Source organism: Wolbachia endosymbiont of Phyllotreta cruciferae, assembly GCF_918697765.1.
Classification (GTDB): Bacteria; Pseudomonadota; Alphaproteobacteria; order Rickettsiales; family Anaplasmataceae; genus Wolbachia; species Wolbachia pipientis.
This window is the reverse complement of the sequence record NZ_OU953855.1, coordinates 1,438,234-1,460,393: the sequence shown is the minus strand read 5'-3', so window position 1 is coordinate 1,460,393 and position 22,160 is coordinate 1,438,234. Positions and strand designations below refer to the sequence as shown.

Here is a 22,160-nt window from a genome sequence, read left to right as displayed (position 1 = left end):
CGGTTCGCAGCGGTATAGTAACTCGTCACCCCGCTACTTGTTAGCGGCTGAGATACCGCGGCGGTATGACGTAGAAGCTATACTTTTATACTCACCAACTCAGTATCCAATCTGGATCCAAGTAGTCAAGCTATTCGGATGACACCCTCATAAAGTGAAATGAGATCCCGCTAACACGTAGCGGGATGACGAGAAAGGGGCTACTCGGATGACACCCTCATAAAGTGAAATGAGATCCCGCTAACACGTAGCGGGATGACGGGAAAGATACCGTCTCACCAGTCAACAAAAAAATTATAAAAATTGCTCAAGTTACATCATAAAATCAAAAAATACTTCTTATTCATATCCTGTGTAGCGGTACACAGATTATAGTTAGTGGATATGTTGATAAGTAAATTAGTTACATATAAAACAGCAGAAATTTACTTATCAACATATCCACTAACCAACAACATTCAATAAATTTGTGTAAGATGCCATTTTACATAAGATGAATTAGAAGCATTTTTTGATTTTAAAGTACTAAACCTTCAGTTAACCTTTTAGCCCTATAGTTCTTGATATGATCTGGATCAAAGGCCTTTTTTGAACTTAAAACACCAAAAACTATATGAAGTAACTTACGCATTGCAGCACCAACTATGGCCATAGCATGCTTGCCTTTCTCTTTTAATCTTTCGCAAGAAGCCATAATGATAGGATTGTGCTTTTTAGCTGCTATAGCAGGAAAGTACATTGCCTTACGTAATGTTCGTGAACCGGTTTTACTTAATCTGGGCTTGGCATGTACGGATGAGCCTGATGTTATATTTTGTGGTATAATTCCAGCATATGCTGCCAATTGCCTAGCATTTATAAAGGCTTTTATACCAGGAATTTCAGCTAAAATAGCTATTGCTGTTTCCTCTCCTATTCCTGGAATAGTTAATAGGAGTTGAAAATCTTCCAACAATTCTTTGTGTTGTTTTAATAGTTCGCGTATGGAGTTTTTTATTGTTTCTATTTTTTGCTCTATGTTCATTGCAAGGTCTTCCCAAGCATTTGCAACTTCTTTAGGCAGCCTCTCTTTTTTTTCTAAATGATTATTTGCTAATGTTAACTCATCCTTTAACGCATTTGAGCAACGATAAAGATGTTTTAATTTTTTCTTTTCAAGAGAAGGTAGTGTCCAACGAGAAGGTTTCTGTCTTTGACAATAATCTGCAATAATCTCTGCATCAGTCTGGTCATTCTTTTGTCGTGTAAGCTTACTTTTTGCATAAAACCTTATGCAAGCTGGGTTTACAACACTAACGAAATATCCAGCGTTGTGGAGGAACTCAGCCAAAGCTTCGCTATAACAACCAGTGGATTCCATGCAAGCTTTTACTTCTTCTATGTTATGTTTTTGTAGAAAGTTCAGCAGACCTTGAAACCCAGTATCATCATTTTTAAATTTCCTTTTCCTAGTTTCACGCTTTCCTTTTTTACTTATGAATGAGAGAGAAACATCAAAACGTTCTTTTGAAACATCTATACCTAAAAAGTTGTTGATCATATATAACTCCATATACTACTATTAAAAATGAAAAGTAAGGCTTACCTTGTGAATACAGAATTAGAACCATTTAGGTTTTTCTACGATACCGTCCAGCCTCTACTTTTGAGAAGGGAATTCTTTTCTTTCCCACAGATTTTATATCTAAGGTATTGCCCAGAGTTTTTCCCTTCTCCATCTAATACTTAAGCTTAAAGCATTAGATGCTTTTTTCAAGATACAAGCTATTGCTAGAAAATTCAAAAATTGGAAGGGAGCCACTACTGCAAAAGGAGCTGCTATAGAGGAATCAAGGACTTTTAATATGCCAGAAGATGTTGAAGAAGTGAAAGTTGAGGTGAAAGAGCAAACCAATGTTACAGAAACTGATACTCAATTATGTGAAGATATTAAGAAAAATAGCGAAGATTTTCAACTAATATTTGAAAGCAACGAAGAAACGCAAAATAATTCAACTACTGTAGAGCCAACCTCCGAACCGTGTTTTGATAGAGAAACTAATGAGCAAGAACCAAACACTCCTGACAGCCCATCTCCCACTGAACCATGTTTTGATGCTACAGACGAAAAAGACAAACAGTTAACGCAACAAAGGCAAGCAATCCTGGCTAGTGTTGTTGGTGCGGTGTTATTGGTAAATTGTGTTGCATTGTATATCATGAAAATGCCTGTAGTAGCAGCGGTTGTGGGAATTGTTGGATTATCTTGTGTGAGTTATGCGTTGTATGATGTCCTAAAGCCGAATACGACGCTAGAGAAAGTAGAAAGTGTGGAGCAGCCTATTCAGTCTTCTTTGAATCTAACATAAAAGGCTATGCTCAAAAAACTATAAGCGTCAAGTAAATTTCAAACAAGGTAATTTCTTTAGAAGAATCTATAAGTTATTAAACTTTCTGCAATTCTTTTATCTCACTTATAGAAAGACCAGTAAACTTGACAATAGTGTCAATATCAACATTATTAGCCAGCATTGTTTTTGCTACTTCAACTTTTCCTTCAATTTTTCCTTCCTCTTTACCAATTTTTTTGCCTTGTTCAGTAGCATCATCGAGTCTTTGAGCGAGGACAGCCTGTTCATCAAGAATACGTTTTATTTCCTGTTCGTAGGCAATAAATTCTTTCTCTGACCAGTTAAATCTATTTAGCTCTTCATAGGCTTTTTTGATTATAAAATCACTCCCTATTATTTTTTCCAGCTCCTCTTCACTGGTTTCCTCTGCATACCTAAAGAAATAGACCCACTTTTCAACTATATTCTCCAACTGATCTTCCTTAGTTTTTGGAAATTTTGGTAATTCAATAAATATAAAGTAGAAATCTTTTAAATCATGTTCATTAGTGTCTTCATCCCGAATAGTATGCTTTGATTTATACTCAGACTTATCGGGAAACAAGATACAATCTGCTATAGCAATAAAGATAATTTCCTTAAGGTCATGGTATTGATCACCCTTGTCAGCTTGTCTTGAATAAGCTTTAGCAGCATAGTACTGAGCACGTTTCTCGAAGCCTTTAGTTTTAGCGACCTGCATTTCGACGATCACTTGCAGTCCATTTTCATCTCTGCAGAGAACATCAACAATACTTTGCTTTTTAGCGGCGATATCAGGGTCTTGAATAGTACTTAAAAACTCTATATCCTTTATTTCATTTTTACCAGTGAAGCCAAGGATATCATTGAGGAAGTGAATAAGAATATCCTTATTTTTTTCAGTACCAAAGATACGCTTGAACGATATATCATTTTTGGGGTCAAGAAATTTAGAAAGAGCCATAATAAGTAAACCTATAGGACGTTAACAATTATACACAATTCTGAAAAAATGTTCAACTTCTTTATGCTAAAGTCTATTAAAGTGGTAAATTTAGCTGAATTTCAAGAGTTGGCTAAAAAACTGCCTTCATAGATGGCCCTAGAATGCTACTACGCACCTTGGATGTACAATTTAGCACGGCTTCTATTGAGGAACCCTGAGCAGCTAAAACTATACTGCAAACTGCTCGATAATGAGAAAAGACAAGATCTTTATCAAAAGGTGCTGAAGGAAATGCGCAGAGGTTAATCAGTTGAAGAAGCTGAATTGCTGTCATAGAAGAGACTATTATTGCCCACAAAGATGGAGAGAAGAGGGAAGAAAGTTAGGTTATTAATTAGTATGCATAAGATACTAATATGTGAATATATCCTACCGGCCCACAAAATCTTAAAGCTAGTGGTATGTTTGAAAAATCATAAGGTCAAAATAATTTCTTTAGAAGAACCTCTAAATTATTATGGCTATCACTTAACATTTAAAGCAACTTCTCCTTATCTTGAGCGTATGCTTTTTTTGAATCAATTATTTATTTTGAGTATTCCTTCCAACTTCAACAAAAAATAAATTTTCAGGATCTAGCAAAGAACTTGCTAACTCGTTTACTTTCTCTAGTTTTACATCATTAATGATATCTGCATAATTATTTATACGGTTAACATCACGATCATTTATTTGCATATTATCGAGCAGCATTGCTGTATTTGCATTATTGGATAGGTAGGAAAAGACAAAATTATTCACTATATTAATTTTTGCATCATTGAGCAATTGCTCATCAATTCCTTCCTTTTTTATCCTGCTTAATGTATCTTTTACCACTGATATAGCTTTACCAGCAGTAGAATTATCAGTATTCATGAATCCAGATATAATATTTCCATATTTATTGGGACTAATCATTGCATAAACACTATAAGTAATACCCAAGTTTTGCCTCAATTCTGTCATTAATATTGAATTCAGCCTCATGCCACCAAGTGCATCAATTAAGACACTAGCGTTATAATAATTAGGATCTTCATAAGCTATACCTTTTTGAGCAAAAAGTATCACACTCTGTGGTATATCCATAAAAATATTCTTACTTTCCGCAGAACCAAAATCATTTTTTACAGGTATTTTTCCAATTTTCGATCTTTCTGGTGGTAATTTAGATAAATACTTATCTAATAATGTAATAATTTCTTCTTTTTTTACACAACCAACAACACTGATAACTATGTTATCTTTAGCAAAATTGCGCTTTATGTATGTTAAAACATCGTCTTTAGTAATGCTCATTACAGTGTCAAAAGTTCCGCATCCACTTTTTGAGTAAGGGTGCTTTTTAAACAGCAATGCATATAATTCTTTTGCAGCAACAAAGCCAGGATCTTTTTCAAAATTATTAAAATCAACTTTGGCTTCCTCGAAAACTCTATTCAAACCTTCAGAGTCAACTTTAGGACACATTATGGCATCGCTCAATAATGAAATTGCATCATCTAGATTCTCAGGCAAAGTGTTTAGCGAAATTCCAAACGCTTCTGAACCAGGATTAAAATGTAGACTAATCCCTTTATCTTCAAGCTTTCTTGCAAAATCTTTGGCATCATTTTTTCCCGCTCCTTCTTGGATTACAAGAGAAGTGAACCAAGTAAGCCCCTGTTTTTCTGCATTCTCATATACATGACCTGCATCTTTGAATGATATATTGAGTGAAACTTCTGGTGGATTTCTGCTTTCAACAAATAAAAACTTAAATCCTTTATGGGTAATGACCTCCTCTATATTCTGGTTAAAACCATTTAGATTACTACCAGCTTGTAAATTAGAACCTATAAGGGAAGAAAATGAAAATACAGGTTTACTTATTCTAATCATTATTACCTCCTTTTGGCAGCAAACGACCAATTAATTTATTAGTAGAAAAGATAGTACGAATTTTATTATTTACATCCTCTAGATTAACATCATTTATTTTGCTATACGAAATATCTATTTCATCAAGCGGAATACCAAGTGCGAGATGTTGTATATAAAATATTGCTATACTGTTTAAGTCAGATAGCTTATTAAGCTGTGTTGCTTTGTATCTATACTTTGTGCTTTGTAACTCCTCATTTGTCATTCCTTCAGAGATAAAATTATTAATAGCGCTGTCCAGCTCTCTTTCAACAGCGTCTAAACTCACTCCACTTTTTGGGATTACCTTAATGTCAACATAGCTGTCACTAAAAGCTAAACCATAACAGTAAGCAAATACTGACACTGCCATATTTTTATCTAGAACCAAATCTTGATATAGTTTGCTAGATTTGATAGCCTCTAACTTACACCCCCCTTGACCACACTTTAACTTAATACCCGCTAACATGTTAACTGCTAAATCAACAGCAAAGACCTCACTAATATGCTTAAATAAAGGAACACGATAACGGAAATACAAAACAGGTTCTTTTACTTTAGCGCTCTCTAAGGTTACCGATAGATCTGCATTATGCGCTGGATCTTGATTTGGACAATGCCTAACTACAGGTTTAGCTTTAATTTCTCCGTATTTTTCTTCCGCCAATCTCACTACTTCATCAAACTCCACATCGCCAACAATCAGCAGTATTGCGTTGCTTGGGTGGTAGTAGTTATCATGAAATCTTGTTATATCATCCTGATTGTAAGTTTTGATATCACTTTCCCAGCCGATAACAGACCTGCCATAGCCAGTACGGTAAAATGCACTATCCACTTCTTCCAATAACAAGTTATGAGGTTGGTTATCAAATCTCATCTTCCTTTCTTCTAACACAACACTTTTTTCTTTATCTACCTTTTCTTGGGTGATATTAAAATTGCCCATTCTGTCTGCTTCAATTTCCATCACCAACGGTAAGTCTTTCTTGAGAACTAATTCGTGATAACAGGTATATTCTTTAGTGGTAAACGCGTTAAACTGAGCTCCAATACTACCCATAGTAGATTTTACGTCTTTAAACTTTCCTGTAGTTTCAAACATTAAATGTTCAACGTAGTGAGCCAGTCCTGCTTTGCCGATTGGATCATCCATTCCCCCAACTTTGTATATTACTGCATGTAAAACGGCTGGAATCCGATGATTAGGTACGACATAGATATCTAATCCATTACTGAGTTTAGCATAACTTAGATTATTGTCAGCATCTACTGCACCTAATATTTCTTTTTGCATAATTTCTACCTCAATTAAGCATATATTGTTGATTAGTAGCATATTTATGGAAATAAGCAACTAATTTTTTCAGTAGATGTAATTATTTGTAAATGTTGCATTTTAAATAGTCTTGCTATTATGAAAGATTAAAAAAGTATTTTTATAAAAACATAAGGCAATTAGCATCACAAAATTTTTAATTATTTACTTTCTTCAAAAATATAAAAATAGTACGTACCTTTGATTCCACTATACTCTTCAATAGTCAGCCGTGTAACAAAGCTACCGTAGATTAACCTAGCAATCGTGATTCAGAATATTTAGCAGTAAACGCACCACACAGCACACCCTTAACAGCAGCACACGTACTAATATCAGGGTCTTTTTGCTTCTCTTCACTAACTTTTTCACATAACTTTCCAACACCATAGCCAATTAATGTACCAACTACTACAACTGCATAAAATACCGCAGCATCACCAACAGTAGTTAAAGCAGTAATGCCAACAGTAATGAAAGCAGCAGATGCTGCAAGAGATGATATGCTAAAGCCTAAAAATAAACCAATTGCTGCACTGTCACTAATGTAGTATTTACTATTATTTTTAGGTTTTATTTCTTGTGCTTGATTATTTAAAGGTGGAACACAATTTTTAAACCCAGCTAAAGCTTCCTTTTTTATAATCTTTGTGAATCCCAGCACTTTCAATGTAGGAACATGTCTTGTCGTAATATCTTCTAAGTTCACAAAGTAAATTAGTGTATTATTTCGTACTCCTATTCTTTCTTCTTTAAAGTCATTTTTGTGCACCTCAAAAAAGTTCCTTATACCATTAAATGTCATTTCTTGAAAATTACTTCCATAATGTGTCGATAAAGCATCAATTAATGGCTTGTGGTTATGTAAGAAAATTTCTTTTTTCACTTCATCAGCTTTATTAATTAAAATATAAGCGTACTCTGGATATTGCTCTTTTAAGCTTTCCAGGTTACTTAACTTATTTCTTACGTTTTTGTTTTTTTCCCATATGATAACTAGGTTAGCAATGTTACTTTCCCTTAAAAAGTCATATAGTGGTTTATTTTTCTTCTTAATCTCTTCAGCTTCTTTCTTACAGCTTTGGAGATGCTGTGAAGAATTGTCATACCTCTCGATTGAAGTGCTCAAAAACTCGTTTTTTTTTCGTAAATTTTCCTCACTTACATATAACCCTTACTATTACCCACAAATATAAATGTTTGTTGCATAGCTCTTAATGGCATAACTTTTGCTTGAAATAACTGTTTATATGGTGCAATTTACAGCTTTTAGTTGCTAAAATTATAACTCTTAGTTTAATAATTTTAATCTAATAAGCTTTCAGGTTAATAAAATTAAATTATTTGAGTAAATACAATACTATGTTTTTATTTGTGGGTAATAGTAAGCATATAACCCAACAGCTTCTAGTCTTGCCATGTGATCTACTATTAGCTTAGTGGTGTTTGTATATATACTAAAAGGACTTCCTTGATTAATGTCTGCTCCTTTTCTAATCAACAAATCTACTATTTTTTCTCTGCCTTGAAGAACAGCCAGATACAAAGGTGTGTGGCCGTTACGACCTCTTTGATCAATGTCTGCTCCTTTTCTAATCAATAAATCTACTATTTCTTCTTTGTCTAGACTAATAGCCAGATGCAAAAGTGTGTAGCCGTTATAATCTTTTTGATCAATGTCTGCTCCTTTGCTAATCAACAGATTTACCATTTCTTCTTTGCCTAGGATAACAGCCAGATGCAAAGGTGTGTAGCCGTTATGATCTCTTAGATTAATGTCTGCTCCTTTGCTAATCAACAAATCTACCATTTTTTCGTTGCCTATAAAAGCAGCCCAATACAAAGTGGTGCATCCATTACGCTCTCTTCGATTAATGTTTACTCCTTTGCTAATCAACAGATCTACCACTTTTTCGTGCCCTAGAAAAGCAACCGAATATAAAAGATTACATTTTTCATCCTCTCCTTGATAAATGTTTGCTCCTTCTCTAATCAACAGATCTACCATTTTTTCGTGCCCTAGCAAAACAGCCAGATTTAACAATGTAAATTTTACTTCTTTCATAGTGAATTGGTGATCTATATAAAAGAAACTCTCTTCCCACTCTTCATATGTGCCTAAATCCGTCTCTTTTAACTTCTCTTTTATTTTTCCAATTACATTGCTCTCATTTAAATTGTTATCAGCATTTATTGTACTGAATACATCTGACCACTTCTCATATTCCATGATTCACACCTCGAACTATTTATTTTATTATGCTATAACTAGAAAAACAGACAGCACATAACCAATGACTGATTTCTATATCATTATGTAAATATACTAGCTGACATTTTAGTAACTGTCAATTACTTTATATGATGTTAACAAGCCACATAATAATTTATAGAAAATACTGGATTCTGTAGCGTCACAAAAATCCTAATTGTTTACTTTTTCAAAAAACACAAAAAAGTACGTATATTTGTGAGAACTTTTTACATAAAAACGTTGCTGTGAAAATAAAAACGTAAAGTTGTTGGAACAAAGCTAAGCAAATTGGTTCGTATGTAAATGTGGTAAAAATAGGCTAATATAGCTAGTTTTAGGGTATAGTAAAATCATTATAAGTAAAAGTTCGCACAGAACAAGCGGTAGACCAACCCATCCCAAAACAAAAAGCTCTCACCGCCCTTCATTTTGAACGCTGGAAATGGTTGTATTACTTGAGATCTTAATAATATATTTTGCTTGTAGGGGAATCAAGATTATGACAAAAACAAAATTTAAAATAAATAAAATGTCATGTATTGAGCCTGCCAAGGGCCTTTTGCAAAAAGTTACTCTAAGTCTAAAAAATTTTTCTACAATAATGATTGACAGGTTACGAAGGTGGAGTATGATGTTAAAGTTAGTATGGAATTTATAAATTATTATAGTTCTATATCCTTAGTATACTTTTGTTTATGAGGTAAGAATTATGGACTTAGATGATCTGACTAAGGTAGCTTTCTCTATTATTAAGGATGACGATCCTTATAAAGAATCTAAACAACTTCAAATAAAAAATTGGGGGCGGGGATATTTGGAGACTATCAATACCGGGAATCTTCCCTTTTTTCTTGATATATTATCAAATGAAGAATGTTGGGAAAAAACTGACACAATACATGGTATCAGACTTAATAGAAGAATAGCGGCTAAAAAGATGATTGAACCCCAGAGTTGGAAGGGTACAAATAATCCGCTAGAGGACTTTTATCTTTACCAAATTGCGTGTTGGTGTTGCTTAGAAGAGGATATAATTTCTCTATTTGAACATTTTAAACAGAAGCATAAAGTAAAAGATGGTGGCCCAGACGCATTAAAAAAGCTAGCAAAAAGAATAAGTGGAAGTTGGTGTACAGATGCAATGATGCAATTTTGGTCACATTTCATTAGTGGATACATTTCAGAGCTAGATCTGAAAGGCCAGCATCCTTATGTCTTTGGTTTACACCGTGCAGCAATAAGTTCGAGGAGAAGACGTGTAGAAGCGGTAGAGTTCTTTTGGGATAAGGTTAATTCATTACCTGAAAGTGAGTTAAGTGCTCAGGAAAAAGATGAAGTTTTTATGAAAATTGCAGTGCATGCAGCAGGTGATAGTGGCTATCCCGATGTGTTTGAATTTTGTTTAAGTCAGATAAGTCCTGATAAATATCCAGAGCTTTTGAAAAGAGATTTGAAGAAAAATGGTTATTATGGATCTCTAAATGTAATGAACGACATGCTTGGTTTTGATAAATTTCAGGAACTATTTGATTGTTTAAAACCAAGTGATGTTAAAGAAGATGATTACCGTCTCTGGGTAAATTTCATGACAAGAGACTGTCCGGAGTGTTATTTGGATAAAGGTGTAAATGTTTTTATGCACATGTGGAAAAAGAGGGGTTTTGATGATCATTGTGTTTTGATATTAGACAAAGAAATGATGAATGATTCTTTCTTTCAAGGAAGGTTTTTAGTGCCTTTGATTGAGAAGGGTTATATGGAGCCAGTGTGGGCAATGTTAGATAAGGCTAATTCTAGGCAAATAAAAGAGTTTATGGACTCTAAAAAAGATCATATACGTTCTATATTATTAGGGAAGGGAGATAGTAACTCATTAAATAAGTTTTTAGCCTATGGTAAGTTTGCTGATGAAGAACTTAATCCAAAAAACATATCCGGTCCAAGTGGTGATTTAGCTGAGGTAGAGCTTGGTAAACAATCTTATGTGGGGTTAGGTGATCATTAAAAAATATTGTATATCTAAAAGGGGGGTTATATGCCTAAAAGAAAACAAGGGGAAGTTGATAATGAAGGAGTACAGGATTTTGAATTAATAGAGCTGTTAATTCGAGAGACAGGGGGAGTTAGTCAACCTGGCCCAAGTACTTCAACCCGACAAAGAAGTGGTTTTGAATCTTTCAAAGCAAGGTTTCAATCTTATGTTGATCAGGTTCCTTCGTATTTACATTCGGTAGGTAAAGAAGGATTTTTTCCTCATTTCTTTTTAGGAAGTTTTTCTACTTTGATAAATACAGAAATTGCGAAAAAGCTGAAGATTAAAAAAATATATTTTAGATTTGATACTTCAGGTACATTAAAAGTAGCTGTTATTAGTAATGACAAAATACAATCTTATGCAGACGTTAAGAAGCATGTAAAATTAATTTCTATTTCAGAGCATCACTCCAATGATCAAAACTGCAAGTTTACTTCAGGTGATCTGGTAGAGATATTGAAGAAGTGTCTTACTCCACCTAAAGGCAAAAGTATACAAGCTGAAGCTCAAGGTATAAAAGATGCATTTAAAGGTCCGATAGATTCTGTATTAGAAATGGACTTTAGGTTAATACAGATTTCCAGAAATAATATTAACAAAGAGGGTATTAATGTTGAAGTAATAGATACGAGAGTACTTAATTCTGCTGTTAGCAAAGGTTTTCATGAGGTAAAAGGAGGGTTGTGGAGTAATCCAGAAAGTGATATAGCGAAGCTGACTAATCCTGATGTAAAAAGAGTGAAAGAACCTGTTCAAAATATTCTTAAAAAAGTTAGTGAAATTCACTCTGGGTATAGGGATTCACTTGTTTACGCTGATCAAGCACGAGAAGCAGCACATCATGGGTTTATAGCAGGTGCTCTTGTTAATTTTCGCTATAGACATAATCTTAGAGTTTACCTCGAGCAGTTTGCAGGAAGAGGTTATGCTGATATTGTTCTAGTACCTCGTGGTAAGGATAGATCATTAAATGCCGTTCCAATTATTATTGAATTGAAAGCTGGAACAGGTCGTGATACTACGCCAAATGATGCTTTGGAGCAAGCAAAAGGTTATGCAAAGGGCTTTCAGCCAAACACAATGCGTGTTTTAACCATTTCAGATAATGTGTTATGTGTAGGGTTAAATTTGGATTCAATTGAGAGTGAAAAGTTTTCAATGCATATATCACCTCGTGAAGATAGAGAAATTGCTCCACCTACAATGCAAGCACTCTTGAAGGAAGCTTCAGATTGGAATGGAAGACAAGATACGATCACTAATGTTAAAGAAAAAATAAAGCAGCCACTAGAACGTATTTATCATACATTTCCTGGTACACCAGAGAAAGGAGGTAATTACTTCAGTAGATTTCTATTAGGGCAACTTCTTCTTGCTGATAAGTTTGTAGATATTGATTTAGAGAAATCCGTATTTTTATATAATGAGTACCCACTTGCTTCTTCTACAAGATCGGGTGCACAATCAACTGAAAGGCCTGTGACAACATTTATGCTGACTAAAGGAAATCAAGGACAGGATAAAGAGGTGTTTATTTTTCATATTAGAGAAGGAGGAAAAGGAGAGTTTAGTGAGAAAAAGATACCTATTAATCTACCAAAAGTTGGTAAAATAACAGAAGTATGTATAAGTTTACAAGAGGAAAGAAAATCAGATTTTTTTGATATAAAAAAGATTGATAGATATAATTCTTTGAATGAGTATAAAGGGGGAAAAGAATCTTTTAATGGAGAATGGAAAAACATTCCTTATCCTGCCGAGTTAAAGGAAAAATTTGATGCAGTACTAGAGTCTCAGCTTGCTTCTTCACAAGATCGATCTCAATCAATAGGCAAGTACAAGGAGTTATTTGGAAAATTAGGTGAAGCAGTACTACCTTTTAAAGTTCTAATAGAAAGGGAAGCACATACTCAAGCTGTGTTTCATGGAGCATTTAGCCACTACAGTGATATGAAGTTAGGAGAGTTACAAGAAAACAGAGCTTTAGTATTAACGGAGTTTCAAACTGGAAGGGGAAAACGTATTGATATGGTCGTTCATGGTATTAAGTTTGCAGGTCAAGCTAGCAGTGCTAAAGAATACGATCCAGTAGGGTTAGAACTTAAAGGACCAAGGGAGGGTAAGACAGCTGATGCATTGGTAAAGGAGGCAAATGATCAGATAAATACAGAGTATGTAAAAGGTGTAACTTATAAAACACTTACAGATGGAACTGAAGTGGCCTTTATGGGCGTTGTGTTTGATAAAGGTGCTAATAATGCAGATTCTCTTATTTTAATGAGTAAAGATGAGTTTGCTTCTGTTAAAGTAGTTCATAGCTCTATCTTTAGTTTTAGTCAGCAGCAATGTTCTAAAGGAAGGAAACAGCGCAGTACAGGTATGGTCTGTATAGATTCACGTGATGAAGAAAAGATTACAGAAAAAGAAAAGGAAAAACTTATTAAAGAGTTGTTTGGTATTGAAGCTTATGACACAAAAATTATAACTATAGATTCTCCTCAAGTGAGTATTGATAGTGGTAAAGTGAATATAAAGTTCAAGGATAATAATGGTAATGATAAAGAATTAATAATAGATAACGCTACAAATATTAAGAGTATAAAAAATTATGTATTAGATAAGGAAAATCTTGAAGTAAAGTTAAAAGTAAGCAACGATAAAGAGTATACTATAGTAAAAGAAGTTAAAGAGCAAGGTACTGAGTATTATATAAGCATCGAGGGCTATAAAATAAAACTTGATAGTGTCGTTAAAGATTTTACTACAGATATAGAGAAAGATACTATTTTTAATAGATTACATCAACTATCAAATGATAAGGAGTTATTAGAAAATAAGAAATACATTGAAGATGTAGGTAGTATTGAAATAGCTAATCAAAATTATGATAATGTTATAAGTGAGATTAAACGGAATTTATTGGAAAAAGGAGTTAGAGAGAATACTTTTAACCAATTTGAAAATCACTTTAGTGACATTAACAAAAAAGTTTTTGCAAAATATATTGACGATGTAAGAAAAAATCTTGAGCAGCGAGGAATTGAATTTGATCATAATAAGTTTGATTCAGCAAAGATAAAAGGGGCTAAAAGTGGAAAATTTTTCTCCCTCATGGCCATATATGACTTGTTTGATAGCATAAGTGATGCAACAACACTTGGACGGCATGATAATGATGCTCTGAAGCAAGTGTTTGGTATCAATGGCATACTAGATGCTATGGATGATGTTAGAGAGAGTATAAGTATTTCTCATAATAGTAAAATAGGAAAATTGGTCAGTAAAATACCACAACCTATACGTCAGGCTTTTATTAAGGTTATTAGTAATCCAGTAGTTCAGGGTATTACATTTGCAACTATTGCTTATCAGTTTGGATATAGTGTAGATGAAATAACTAAAGGTAATCATCATCCATTAAATTATTATTGGGCAGCTAGCAGTGGTGTAAAATTAGCAAGCATGAGCATAAAACCTATAAGTATAGGAATTAGTTCTACAATGAAGGGTGTAAGTGCTACTACTAAGATTTTAAGAGGACTATCTGCTGCAAGCAAAGTTTTAAGTAAAGTGGCAGCAGTTACTATGGTTGCTGATATATTCATAACAATTGGCATAGAAATTCATGAGAGAGTAGAGTATACCAAAGCAATAGCAGAGCAAATACCTCTGTTACCTGGTAATGAGCAGGCAGAAGTCTTTTTTGCAAAGGTAGTCAGGTTTTTTACAGGGAGAGATGTAGAAAAGGAATATGGGGATATAATTAGAGTAAAAGGTTATTTAAACCATGTAAAAGAAGTAGCTATTAAATTGTTAGATGAAAATTATAATATAGCTGCAATTGTACAATATGTAATCTCTATTGAAGAAAAATATAGTGAGATAATTAGAGATGGAGGTCGTATATGTCAAACGGGTCAAGCGTTCACGGGGTTCTGTCCTCAGACGTGTGAGTTAGAAGAAAAATACAATAACATCTCTTTTAGTAATGTTAACACAGCTTCTAATGCGGAGAAAGATTTATCTTTACTCAATATATCCAAAGCTCTAGAAATGAGACCTTATACCTTGGTTATGAGTGAGGGTTGGGAAAGGTTTATCTGTAACATAAAAAACAATCCTAAATGTGATCAAGATATAGATAAAAAGAAGGTTTATGTTGTTAATACAGATGCAAAACATATTCCTCATCTAACAAAATATGAGCACGAAAATCTTGGTTTAAGAATTGTAGATGCACCATTAGGAAAACCGATACAAAAATCTCAATGTGGTAAAATAATTAATGAAGAAAATAAAGATGGTGATATTCACCGCTCGTGTAATACTGGAAAAATCCATAGGAATTGTCAAGAGACCTTTACTCTCTCAGGTAAACCTTTTATTTTTACTAATCCAAAAAGGAAAGATTCTTCCCTTATAAAAAAGGGAACATACCCTAAAGACGCGGTACTGTATATTTCAGGGCCAAGGACATTAACAGCAGCAGCAAATTATCCGGCGGTAATGCATATTCCAGAAGGCAGTGATATACGTTATATTGGCTCTAAAAACAATGAAACTATTTTTATTATTAATGACCATACTTCTGGTACTCTCGAAGGTGGAGCAGGAAAAGAAAATACTCTAGTAATGAATGTTAAAGCTAATAATGTTGTAGTAGATTTGCATGAAGGAGCAATACATTATGGTAGTAATAATATAAAATTAGTTAATACGTATAACTATGTGTCAAACTCTGATAGCAAACAAAATATTCTTACCCACTGTAGGACAAGATTAATTAATGCAAAAAATGCGGAAGTACAGCAAAACTTATTTAACTGTACAGATAAAGATTACGAAGTTAGGGTAGTGAATAAAGAAAATGTGCATTATAGAGGGTTAAAACAAACAATATTTATTGTTAATGATAATAGTGATAACGCTAAGATAGTGAGTGATTTAAGTGATGCAGGAAAAGAAAACTTTGATGTAATAGATGTTCAAGGTGCTAATATTACACAGTTAGAGATAAGTGAAGATATAGGAAAAGGTAGCTATAGTTTAAATCTTTTGGCTGATGATATGGAAAGTATTGTTTCGAGCACTAAAATAGATGATTTTAAAAACTTAGTAATTCAAGCAGAATATCAGGGAATAACAGAATCTGTAGTAATACAAGATAAGTCTTTATCTGATATAGTAAAGGATATCTGGTATCAAGAGTTAAATGGTTTAGGAAAGGATATTGATGGAGAAGTTGTACAAAATGGTGAAAAAAAATTAAAAGCATTTATACAAGCAAATATTTTAAATCTAGAGTTACCTAATGCATACCAAATTACAAAAGATATTGCTAACAATAATAATTTAAACATTCCAGTATCTAAAATAGAAGTCACTAAAAATTACATGGGAATACCTGCAGAAAAAGTGATAATTGGTGGTGTATATTCAGATCAGATAATTGTTGATTTCAGTTATAATAATTCCGATTTTGCAAGTAGTTACCAAAGATACCACGACAATAGAGGAAAGTATGATTATAATCGCTATATGATAGAATGTAATCACTATCAAGACATCATAGTAGAAGGGGGAAAAGGGCAATATCAGTATATTATCAAACTACCAGAATATAATCATACATTAGAGTATGATCCCCTTTCATCTCCTATAAGACTTAATTTAAAGATAAAAAATAGAACGGTGCTTCATCAAAGCATACCTTATGACATTATCGATTTTGCTGAATTAAATGTAATGGATATTAATAGTATAAATATAAGGGAAGGTGAAAGGAATTATATAAACGAATGCTATAACAAACCAATTTCTGATCTTACGGAAGACAGTTTAGAAATACAAAATATTACAATATTAGATAGTAAGGGCATCAGATGGTCTTTATCTATTGGTTTAATTGATTACTTAAAAAGTCCAGAACATCAATACATTATATTGCGGATAAACAATAAATTTTACAAAATCGATAGTGCAAATCTAGAACTTAAACATATAGAAACAAATCCTAATTTTTTCAGATATTACAAACCAGATGAACAAGGATTACAGATTTACCATAATCAGCCAATTAATAATAATGATATTGGTTTAGTCGATTTCAGAGATAAATCTATATTAGGTTTTGATGCAGAAGTTATTAATGATAGCTTAGTTCTATTACATAAAAATAATACTCTAATAAAAGTAGAGAATTGGAATACCTACCAGCCAGCAAGAGAGATGATATTTGCTTTTAATGATACAATACTCTCTAACTCGAAATGTATAATTTCTACTTGTAACTCAGAAGATATTATAGGGGACCTTAATAAAGAAAAAGTGGTTGTATTAAAAAATCAGATGTTTAATGCTATAGTACAAAATAACATCAGTGAAGCTGAAGACTTAATCAGAAGAATTGGAAATATTGATACCGAAAATAAGCACGAATTAACACCTTTATATGTAGCTATTCAAGAAGGTAGATTAGATGTGGTTAAGCTTCTTTTTAATAGAGGATCTGTTAATGTTAAAGACAAAGATATTCATGGTTGTAATTCTTTACACTGGGCTGCTCAAGAAGGTAAGTTAAATATAGCTAAGCTTCTTGTTGATAAAGGTGCTAATATTACTGCTGAAGATAATAATGGTAGAACACCTCTGCGTTTAGCCGCTTATAGTGGTAACCTAGATATGGTCAAATTCTTCCTTAATAAGAGTGTTGATATCGAGTCTGAAAGTAATGACCCAGATAAGATGATGGGAAAGATTGAGAGTGTAAGGAAGAAAATTATAAATCAAGTGGATGCTTCACCTAATGTAAAAAAGTGGGCAAAGTCTTTTATAGAAGAGTTAAGATATTCAATAAAAAGTAAAGCAAAGAGAAAGCTGGATGGTAATATATCGAGTAATTGTAGTGCTTCGACCACTGAACTTACTAATAGAATTTATAATTTTAATAAAAACTTATTTGATAATATAATTAAAGAAGTTGTAGATGATGCATATGGAAGAATAGATACGAAAAAAATATTAAGCTGTGTACGCAGTCATGGTTATATTGATCAGCTGATTTCAGGTTACATAGCTGTGTTTGATGCAATGCAAAAGAGTGGCGATCTAAATGATAGTGCAATATTTAAGTTAGCTTATTACATTAAAGAAGCAATGGAAATGGAGAATTATCCTAATGTTCCTTTAGAAAAAAGATCTAGCCTTGAAAAGCTAGAAAATAGATTACCAAAATCAGTAAGGAATGCAATATTTGCTTCAAAAGTATGTATAAAGAACGTTTATCAGGATGAATATTTATATGCTGCTAACAAATGCTTCAATTATGATAACGATAGACGAATGGCATTTACTTGGACTCCAAAGAATGAAAAAAATGATAAGTTTAGATGGGAGATTAAACCTAATGGTGACAACTTTTATATTGTAAATGTTGCATTTAATGAAACTTTGTATGCTGCTAGTAACTATTTTAATTATGATAATGATAGACGAATGGTATTTACTTGGATTTCAGAAGGAGGAGTTGCACGAGATGTGTGGAAGCTTGAACCTGATGGTGATAACTGTTCTATAATGAATGTTAAGCTTAATGAATATTTATATGCTGCTAGTTATGCTAAATATGACAATGATAGGCGGAGAGTACTTACTTGGATTCCAGGAGGTCAGGTTTCACAAGGGATGTGGATGATTGAAGATTGTGGATCTAATGTAAGAAAAGTTAGAGATATTGTCAGTAATGCTAAAGGAGAATTAGATCAGGAATTGCTAGATGCTGCAAAAGTTGGAGATATGAGCAAAGTAAAAGATTCTGTCAATCGAGGAGCTGATGTTAATACTAAAGACAGAGATGGTAACACTCCTTTGCGCAATGCTGTATTAAAAGGTCACTTTGGTATATTTAAATACCTTGTTGAAAATGGTGTTAGTTTAGAGGGTAAAGATCATCGTTGTGGTCCCTCTATATGTGATGCTTCTTATAGTGGTAATTTGGATATACTAAAGTACCTTATTGGAAAAGGCGTTGATATTAATGAGTCTAATAATGATGGTTGGACACCGCTACATTTTGCTGCATGGAGAGGTTACTTAGAAGTTGCTAACTTTTTAATAGAAAAGGGTGCTAATATTAACGTTAAGAACATTTTTGGCAGGAAACCTATACACATTGCTGCTGAAAACAATAACAAAAACATTATAGAATTTTTCCTCAGCAAAGGAATGAGCATTGATGATACTGATAGAGATGGTCGCACTCCTCTATACTATGCCTCTTGGAATGGTCACTTGGATGCAGTAAAGTACCTTGTAGAAAAGGGAGCTGACGTTTATACTCAAGACAAAGGTGGTAAAACATTGCTAGATGCCGCTACTGATCAAAAACACGATGATGTAGAAAGGTATTTAAAACAAGTGCAATTGGATAGAGAGTTACTAATTGTAGTGCAATATGGTAATCTTAATGAAGTTAAGGATCTTGTAAGTCAGGGGGCTAGCATTAATGCTAAAGACAAGAACGGTAAAACATCTATGGATATTGCTATCGACAAAAAACATGATAATATTGTAAAATATTTACAACAAACACAATTAGATAGAAAATTGTTAACTGCTACAGAAAATGGAGATCTCTCTAAAGTTAGGGAATTTGTTAGTCAAGGTGCTAATGTTAATGCTAAAGACAAGGACGGTAAAATACCTATAGATATTGCTATTGGCCAAAAACATGATGATATTGTAAAATATTTACAACAAACACAATCAGATTTAAATAAACAATTGTTGATTGCAGTGCTACTAGATAATAATCTTAATAAAGTTAAAGATCTTGTAAGTCGAGGTGCTAGCATGAGTACTAGAGGTGATAATGGTTATACACCACTACACTCGGTTGTATCACAAGGTTATTTAGAGGTTGCAAAATTTTTAATAGAACAAGGAGCTGATATTAATGCTAAGGATTATAATGGTTATACACCACTACATTTGGTTGCATCACAAGGTTATTTAGAGGCTGTAGAGCTTTTAATAGAAAGAGGGGCTGATATTAATACTAGAGATTATAATGGTTATACACCACTACGTTTGGCTTCTTCTAGTGGTTACTTAGATGTGATAAAGTATCTTACAGGTAAAGGGGCTGATATTGATGCCAAAGATGATAATGGTTATACACCACTACGCTTGGTTGTATCACAAGGTAATTTAAAGGTTACAAAGTTTTTAATAGAACAAAGGGCTAATATTAATGTTAAAGATAAGGAAGGTAAAACACCTATGGATATCGCTATCGACCAAAAATATGATGATATTGTAAAATATTTACAACAAACACAATTAGATTTAAATAAACAATTGTTGACTGCAGTACAAGATAATAATCTTAATAAAGTTAAAGATCTTGTAAGTCGAGGCGCTGATGTTAATATGCAGTACGGTAATGGATGGACTCCTTTATACCTGGCTGTATTAAAAGGTTACTTAGATGTGATAAAGTATCTTACAGATAAAGGGGCTGATATTAATGTGGATGTTTTTAGAAGAAAACTTATACACATTGCTACTGCAAATAATCACAAGGATATTATAGAATTTCTTCTTAGCAAGGGAGTGAGTGTTAATGATACTGATGGAAGTGGTCAAACACCGCTACATTATGCAGCATCACAAGGTAATTTAGAGGTTACAAAATTTTTAATAGAACAAGGGGCTGATATTAATGCTAAAGATAATGGCAGTAAAACACCTATGGATATCGCTATCGACCGAAAACATGATAATATTGTAAGATATTTACAACAAACACAATTAGATTTAAATAAACAATTGTTGACTGCAGTACAAGATAATAATCTTAATAAAGTTAAAGATCTTGTAAGTCGAGGCGCTGATGTTAATATGCAGTACGGTAATGGATGGGCTCCTTTACACTTGGCTGCATTAGAAGGTTGCTTTGTCATTGTAAAATATCTTATAGAAAATAATGCTAATATTGACGCTAAAAACAACATTGGTCGAACTTCTTTACATAATGCTGCTAGAAATGGTCATTTAGATGTAGTAAAATACCTTATAGAAAAAGGTGCTGATTTTGAGATTAAAGACAAGGACGATAAAACACCGTTGGATCTTGCTTCTTGGAAAGAACATAATGATGTTGTAAAATATTTAGAGGAAATCAAGGAAGAAAGAGAAAAACCTGTACAACGCAAACGCCGTCATCACCATGGAGATTACAATCGTCATCATAATCACTTATCAAGTAAGCTTATAGATTCAAGTAATCAACCTGAGATAGCAGCAAGTAGTGGCACAAGACCATCTTCATGGATAAATGGTTTGTTTGGGTGGGTAAAAGGTTCTGTAGGTGGTTTTAGAGCTGCTTTATCTGAGGAAGCATCAAATACTGCAAGTTCAATACCACAAGTTGATGAGCAATTTGCCAAAGCTTCGGTAAGTAGTAGTAGTTCAACAAGTACCACACTACCATCTGATGGTACAGATAAAAAACAAGAAAATGGAGGTTTCTTTCGAGACAACATCGATTATGTAAATGCAAATATAAAACAAATGCGTGAAAGGCAAACACCTGTTAAATTTAAACCTAGTAGCGGAAATATAATACTAGAAATGGGAGATCACTATCTATCACAGGTTGATTTTAATGGTACAATAATGTTACTTGATTTATTAATTAGAAAAGTTACAGGTCAGAAGTATATTTCTACAGTAGATCAGTCTATATCTCCACTAGAAGCACAGGGATATACACTCAATATTACAAAGGGATTTGAGAAAGTAGTAGAGCAAGCTGGATTAAAAAGTGGCATATCAATGCACCGGTTAAATATTGATTATATGGGAATGCAGAAAGAGATTATTAGAAAAGTCATGAGTGGTAAATTCAATGAAATTTCAGGGATTTTAAAATCGTATGTAGAAAAAGCATGTCCTGGTGAAGAAGCTGGTAAATTAAGTCCGAAGAAATTTGACAAGTTTATAGCTCAATTTAATAAGGGTCTGCTAAATCAATCAATAGAGCAGATATTACACAACAGAGATGGTAGATTAGAAGTTGATGGTGCAAAGCAAATGAGTTTAGAGCCTCAAAGTTATTTAAGTAATGCTTCAGTTCACAGCCATTCAGAAGTATCAACTTGTCTTTCTGAGATAGGAGTAACCAAGCTTGGAGGTAATATCAATAGGTAGGTTATAATATAAGAGGTGGAGCTATAATATGCCAAGTAGTGGAAAATTTAAAGTGAAGGTAGCCAAAATAATTAGAGATACCAGACCAAGTTTGATGG

Annotated in this window: 9 protein-coding genes; 3 read left to right on the top strand and 6 right to left on the bottom strand. The window is 33.2% G+C overall.

The window, feature by feature from the left end:
• Nucleotides 1-517: 517 nt before the first annotated feature.
• Nucleotides 518-1,540, bottom strand: coding sequence for an IS110-like element ISWen2 family transposase (locus NL281_RS06755; RefSeq protein ID WP_253303218.1), 1,023 nt, complete (start codon nt 1,538-1,540; stop codon nt 518-520).
• Nucleotides 1,541-1,844: 304 nt separating this feature from the next.
• Here NL281_RS06755 and NL281_RS06750 point away from each other — a divergent pair, with 304 nt between their 5' ends.
• A complete protein-coding gene (locus NL281_RS06750) occupies nt 1,845-2,348 on the top strand; it encodes a hypothetical protein (protein ID WP_253303217.1) in 504 nt (167 codons plus the stop codon).
• A gap of 76 nt (nt 2,349-2,424) precedes the next feature.
• Here the strand turns inward: NL281_RS06750 and NL281_RS06745 are convergent, their stop codons facing one another.
• From NL281_RS06745 to NL281_RS06725, 5 genes are all read right to left on the bottom strand, one after another.
• Entirely contained in the window at nt 2,425-3,315 is an 891-nt protein-coding gene (locus tag NL281_RS06745) for an Rpn family recombination-promoting nuclease/putative transposase (protein ID WP_253303216.1), read from the bottom strand.
• A 564-nt stretch (nt 3,316-3,879) separates the two neighbouring features.
• Nucleotides 3,880-5,217, bottom strand: coding sequence for a M16 family metallopeptidase (locus NL281_RS06740; RefSeq protein WP_253303743.1), 1,338 nt, complete (start codon nt 5,215-5,217; stop codon nt 3,880-3,882).
• Nucleotides 5,213-6,541, bottom strand: a complete 1,329-nt coding sequence (locus NL281_RS06735; protein WP_253303215.1) for a M16 family metallopeptidase — start codon at nt 6,539-6,541, stop codon at nt 5,213-5,215. Before NL281_RS06735 ends, NL281_RS06740 begins: the two co-directional genes overlap by 5 nt.
• Nucleotides 6,542-6,815: 274 nt before the next feature.
• Nucleotides 6,816-7,691 (bottom strand): hypothetical protein, encoded by an 876-nt coding sequence (locus NL281_RS06730; protein ID WP_253303214.1) that lies wholly within the window; start codon nt 7,689-7,691, stop codon nt 6,816-6,818.
• A gap of 231 nt (nt 7,692-7,922) precedes the next feature.
• Entirely contained in the window at nt 7,923-8,792 is an 870-nt protein-coding gene (locus tag NL281_RS06725) for an ankyrin repeat domain-containing protein (protein WP_253303213.1), read from the bottom strand.
• 733 nt (nt 8,793-9,525) lie between these two features.
• Between NL281_RS06725 and NL281_RS06720 the strand changes: the two genes are divergently transcribed.
• Nucleotides 9,526-10,821, top strand: a complete 1,296-nt coding sequence (locus NL281_RS06720) for a hypothetical protein (protein WP_253303212.1) — start codon at nt 9,526-9,528, stop codon at nt 10,819-10,821.
• 30 nt (nt 10,822-10,851) lie between these two features.
• On the top strand, nt 10,852-22,062 hold the full coding sequence (locus tag NL281_RS06715) for an ankyrin repeat domain-containing protein (RefSeq protein ID WP_253303211.1): 11,211 nt from the start codon (nt 10,852-10,854) through the stop codon (nt 22,060-22,062).
• Nucleotides 22,063-22,160: the final 98 nt, after the last annotated feature.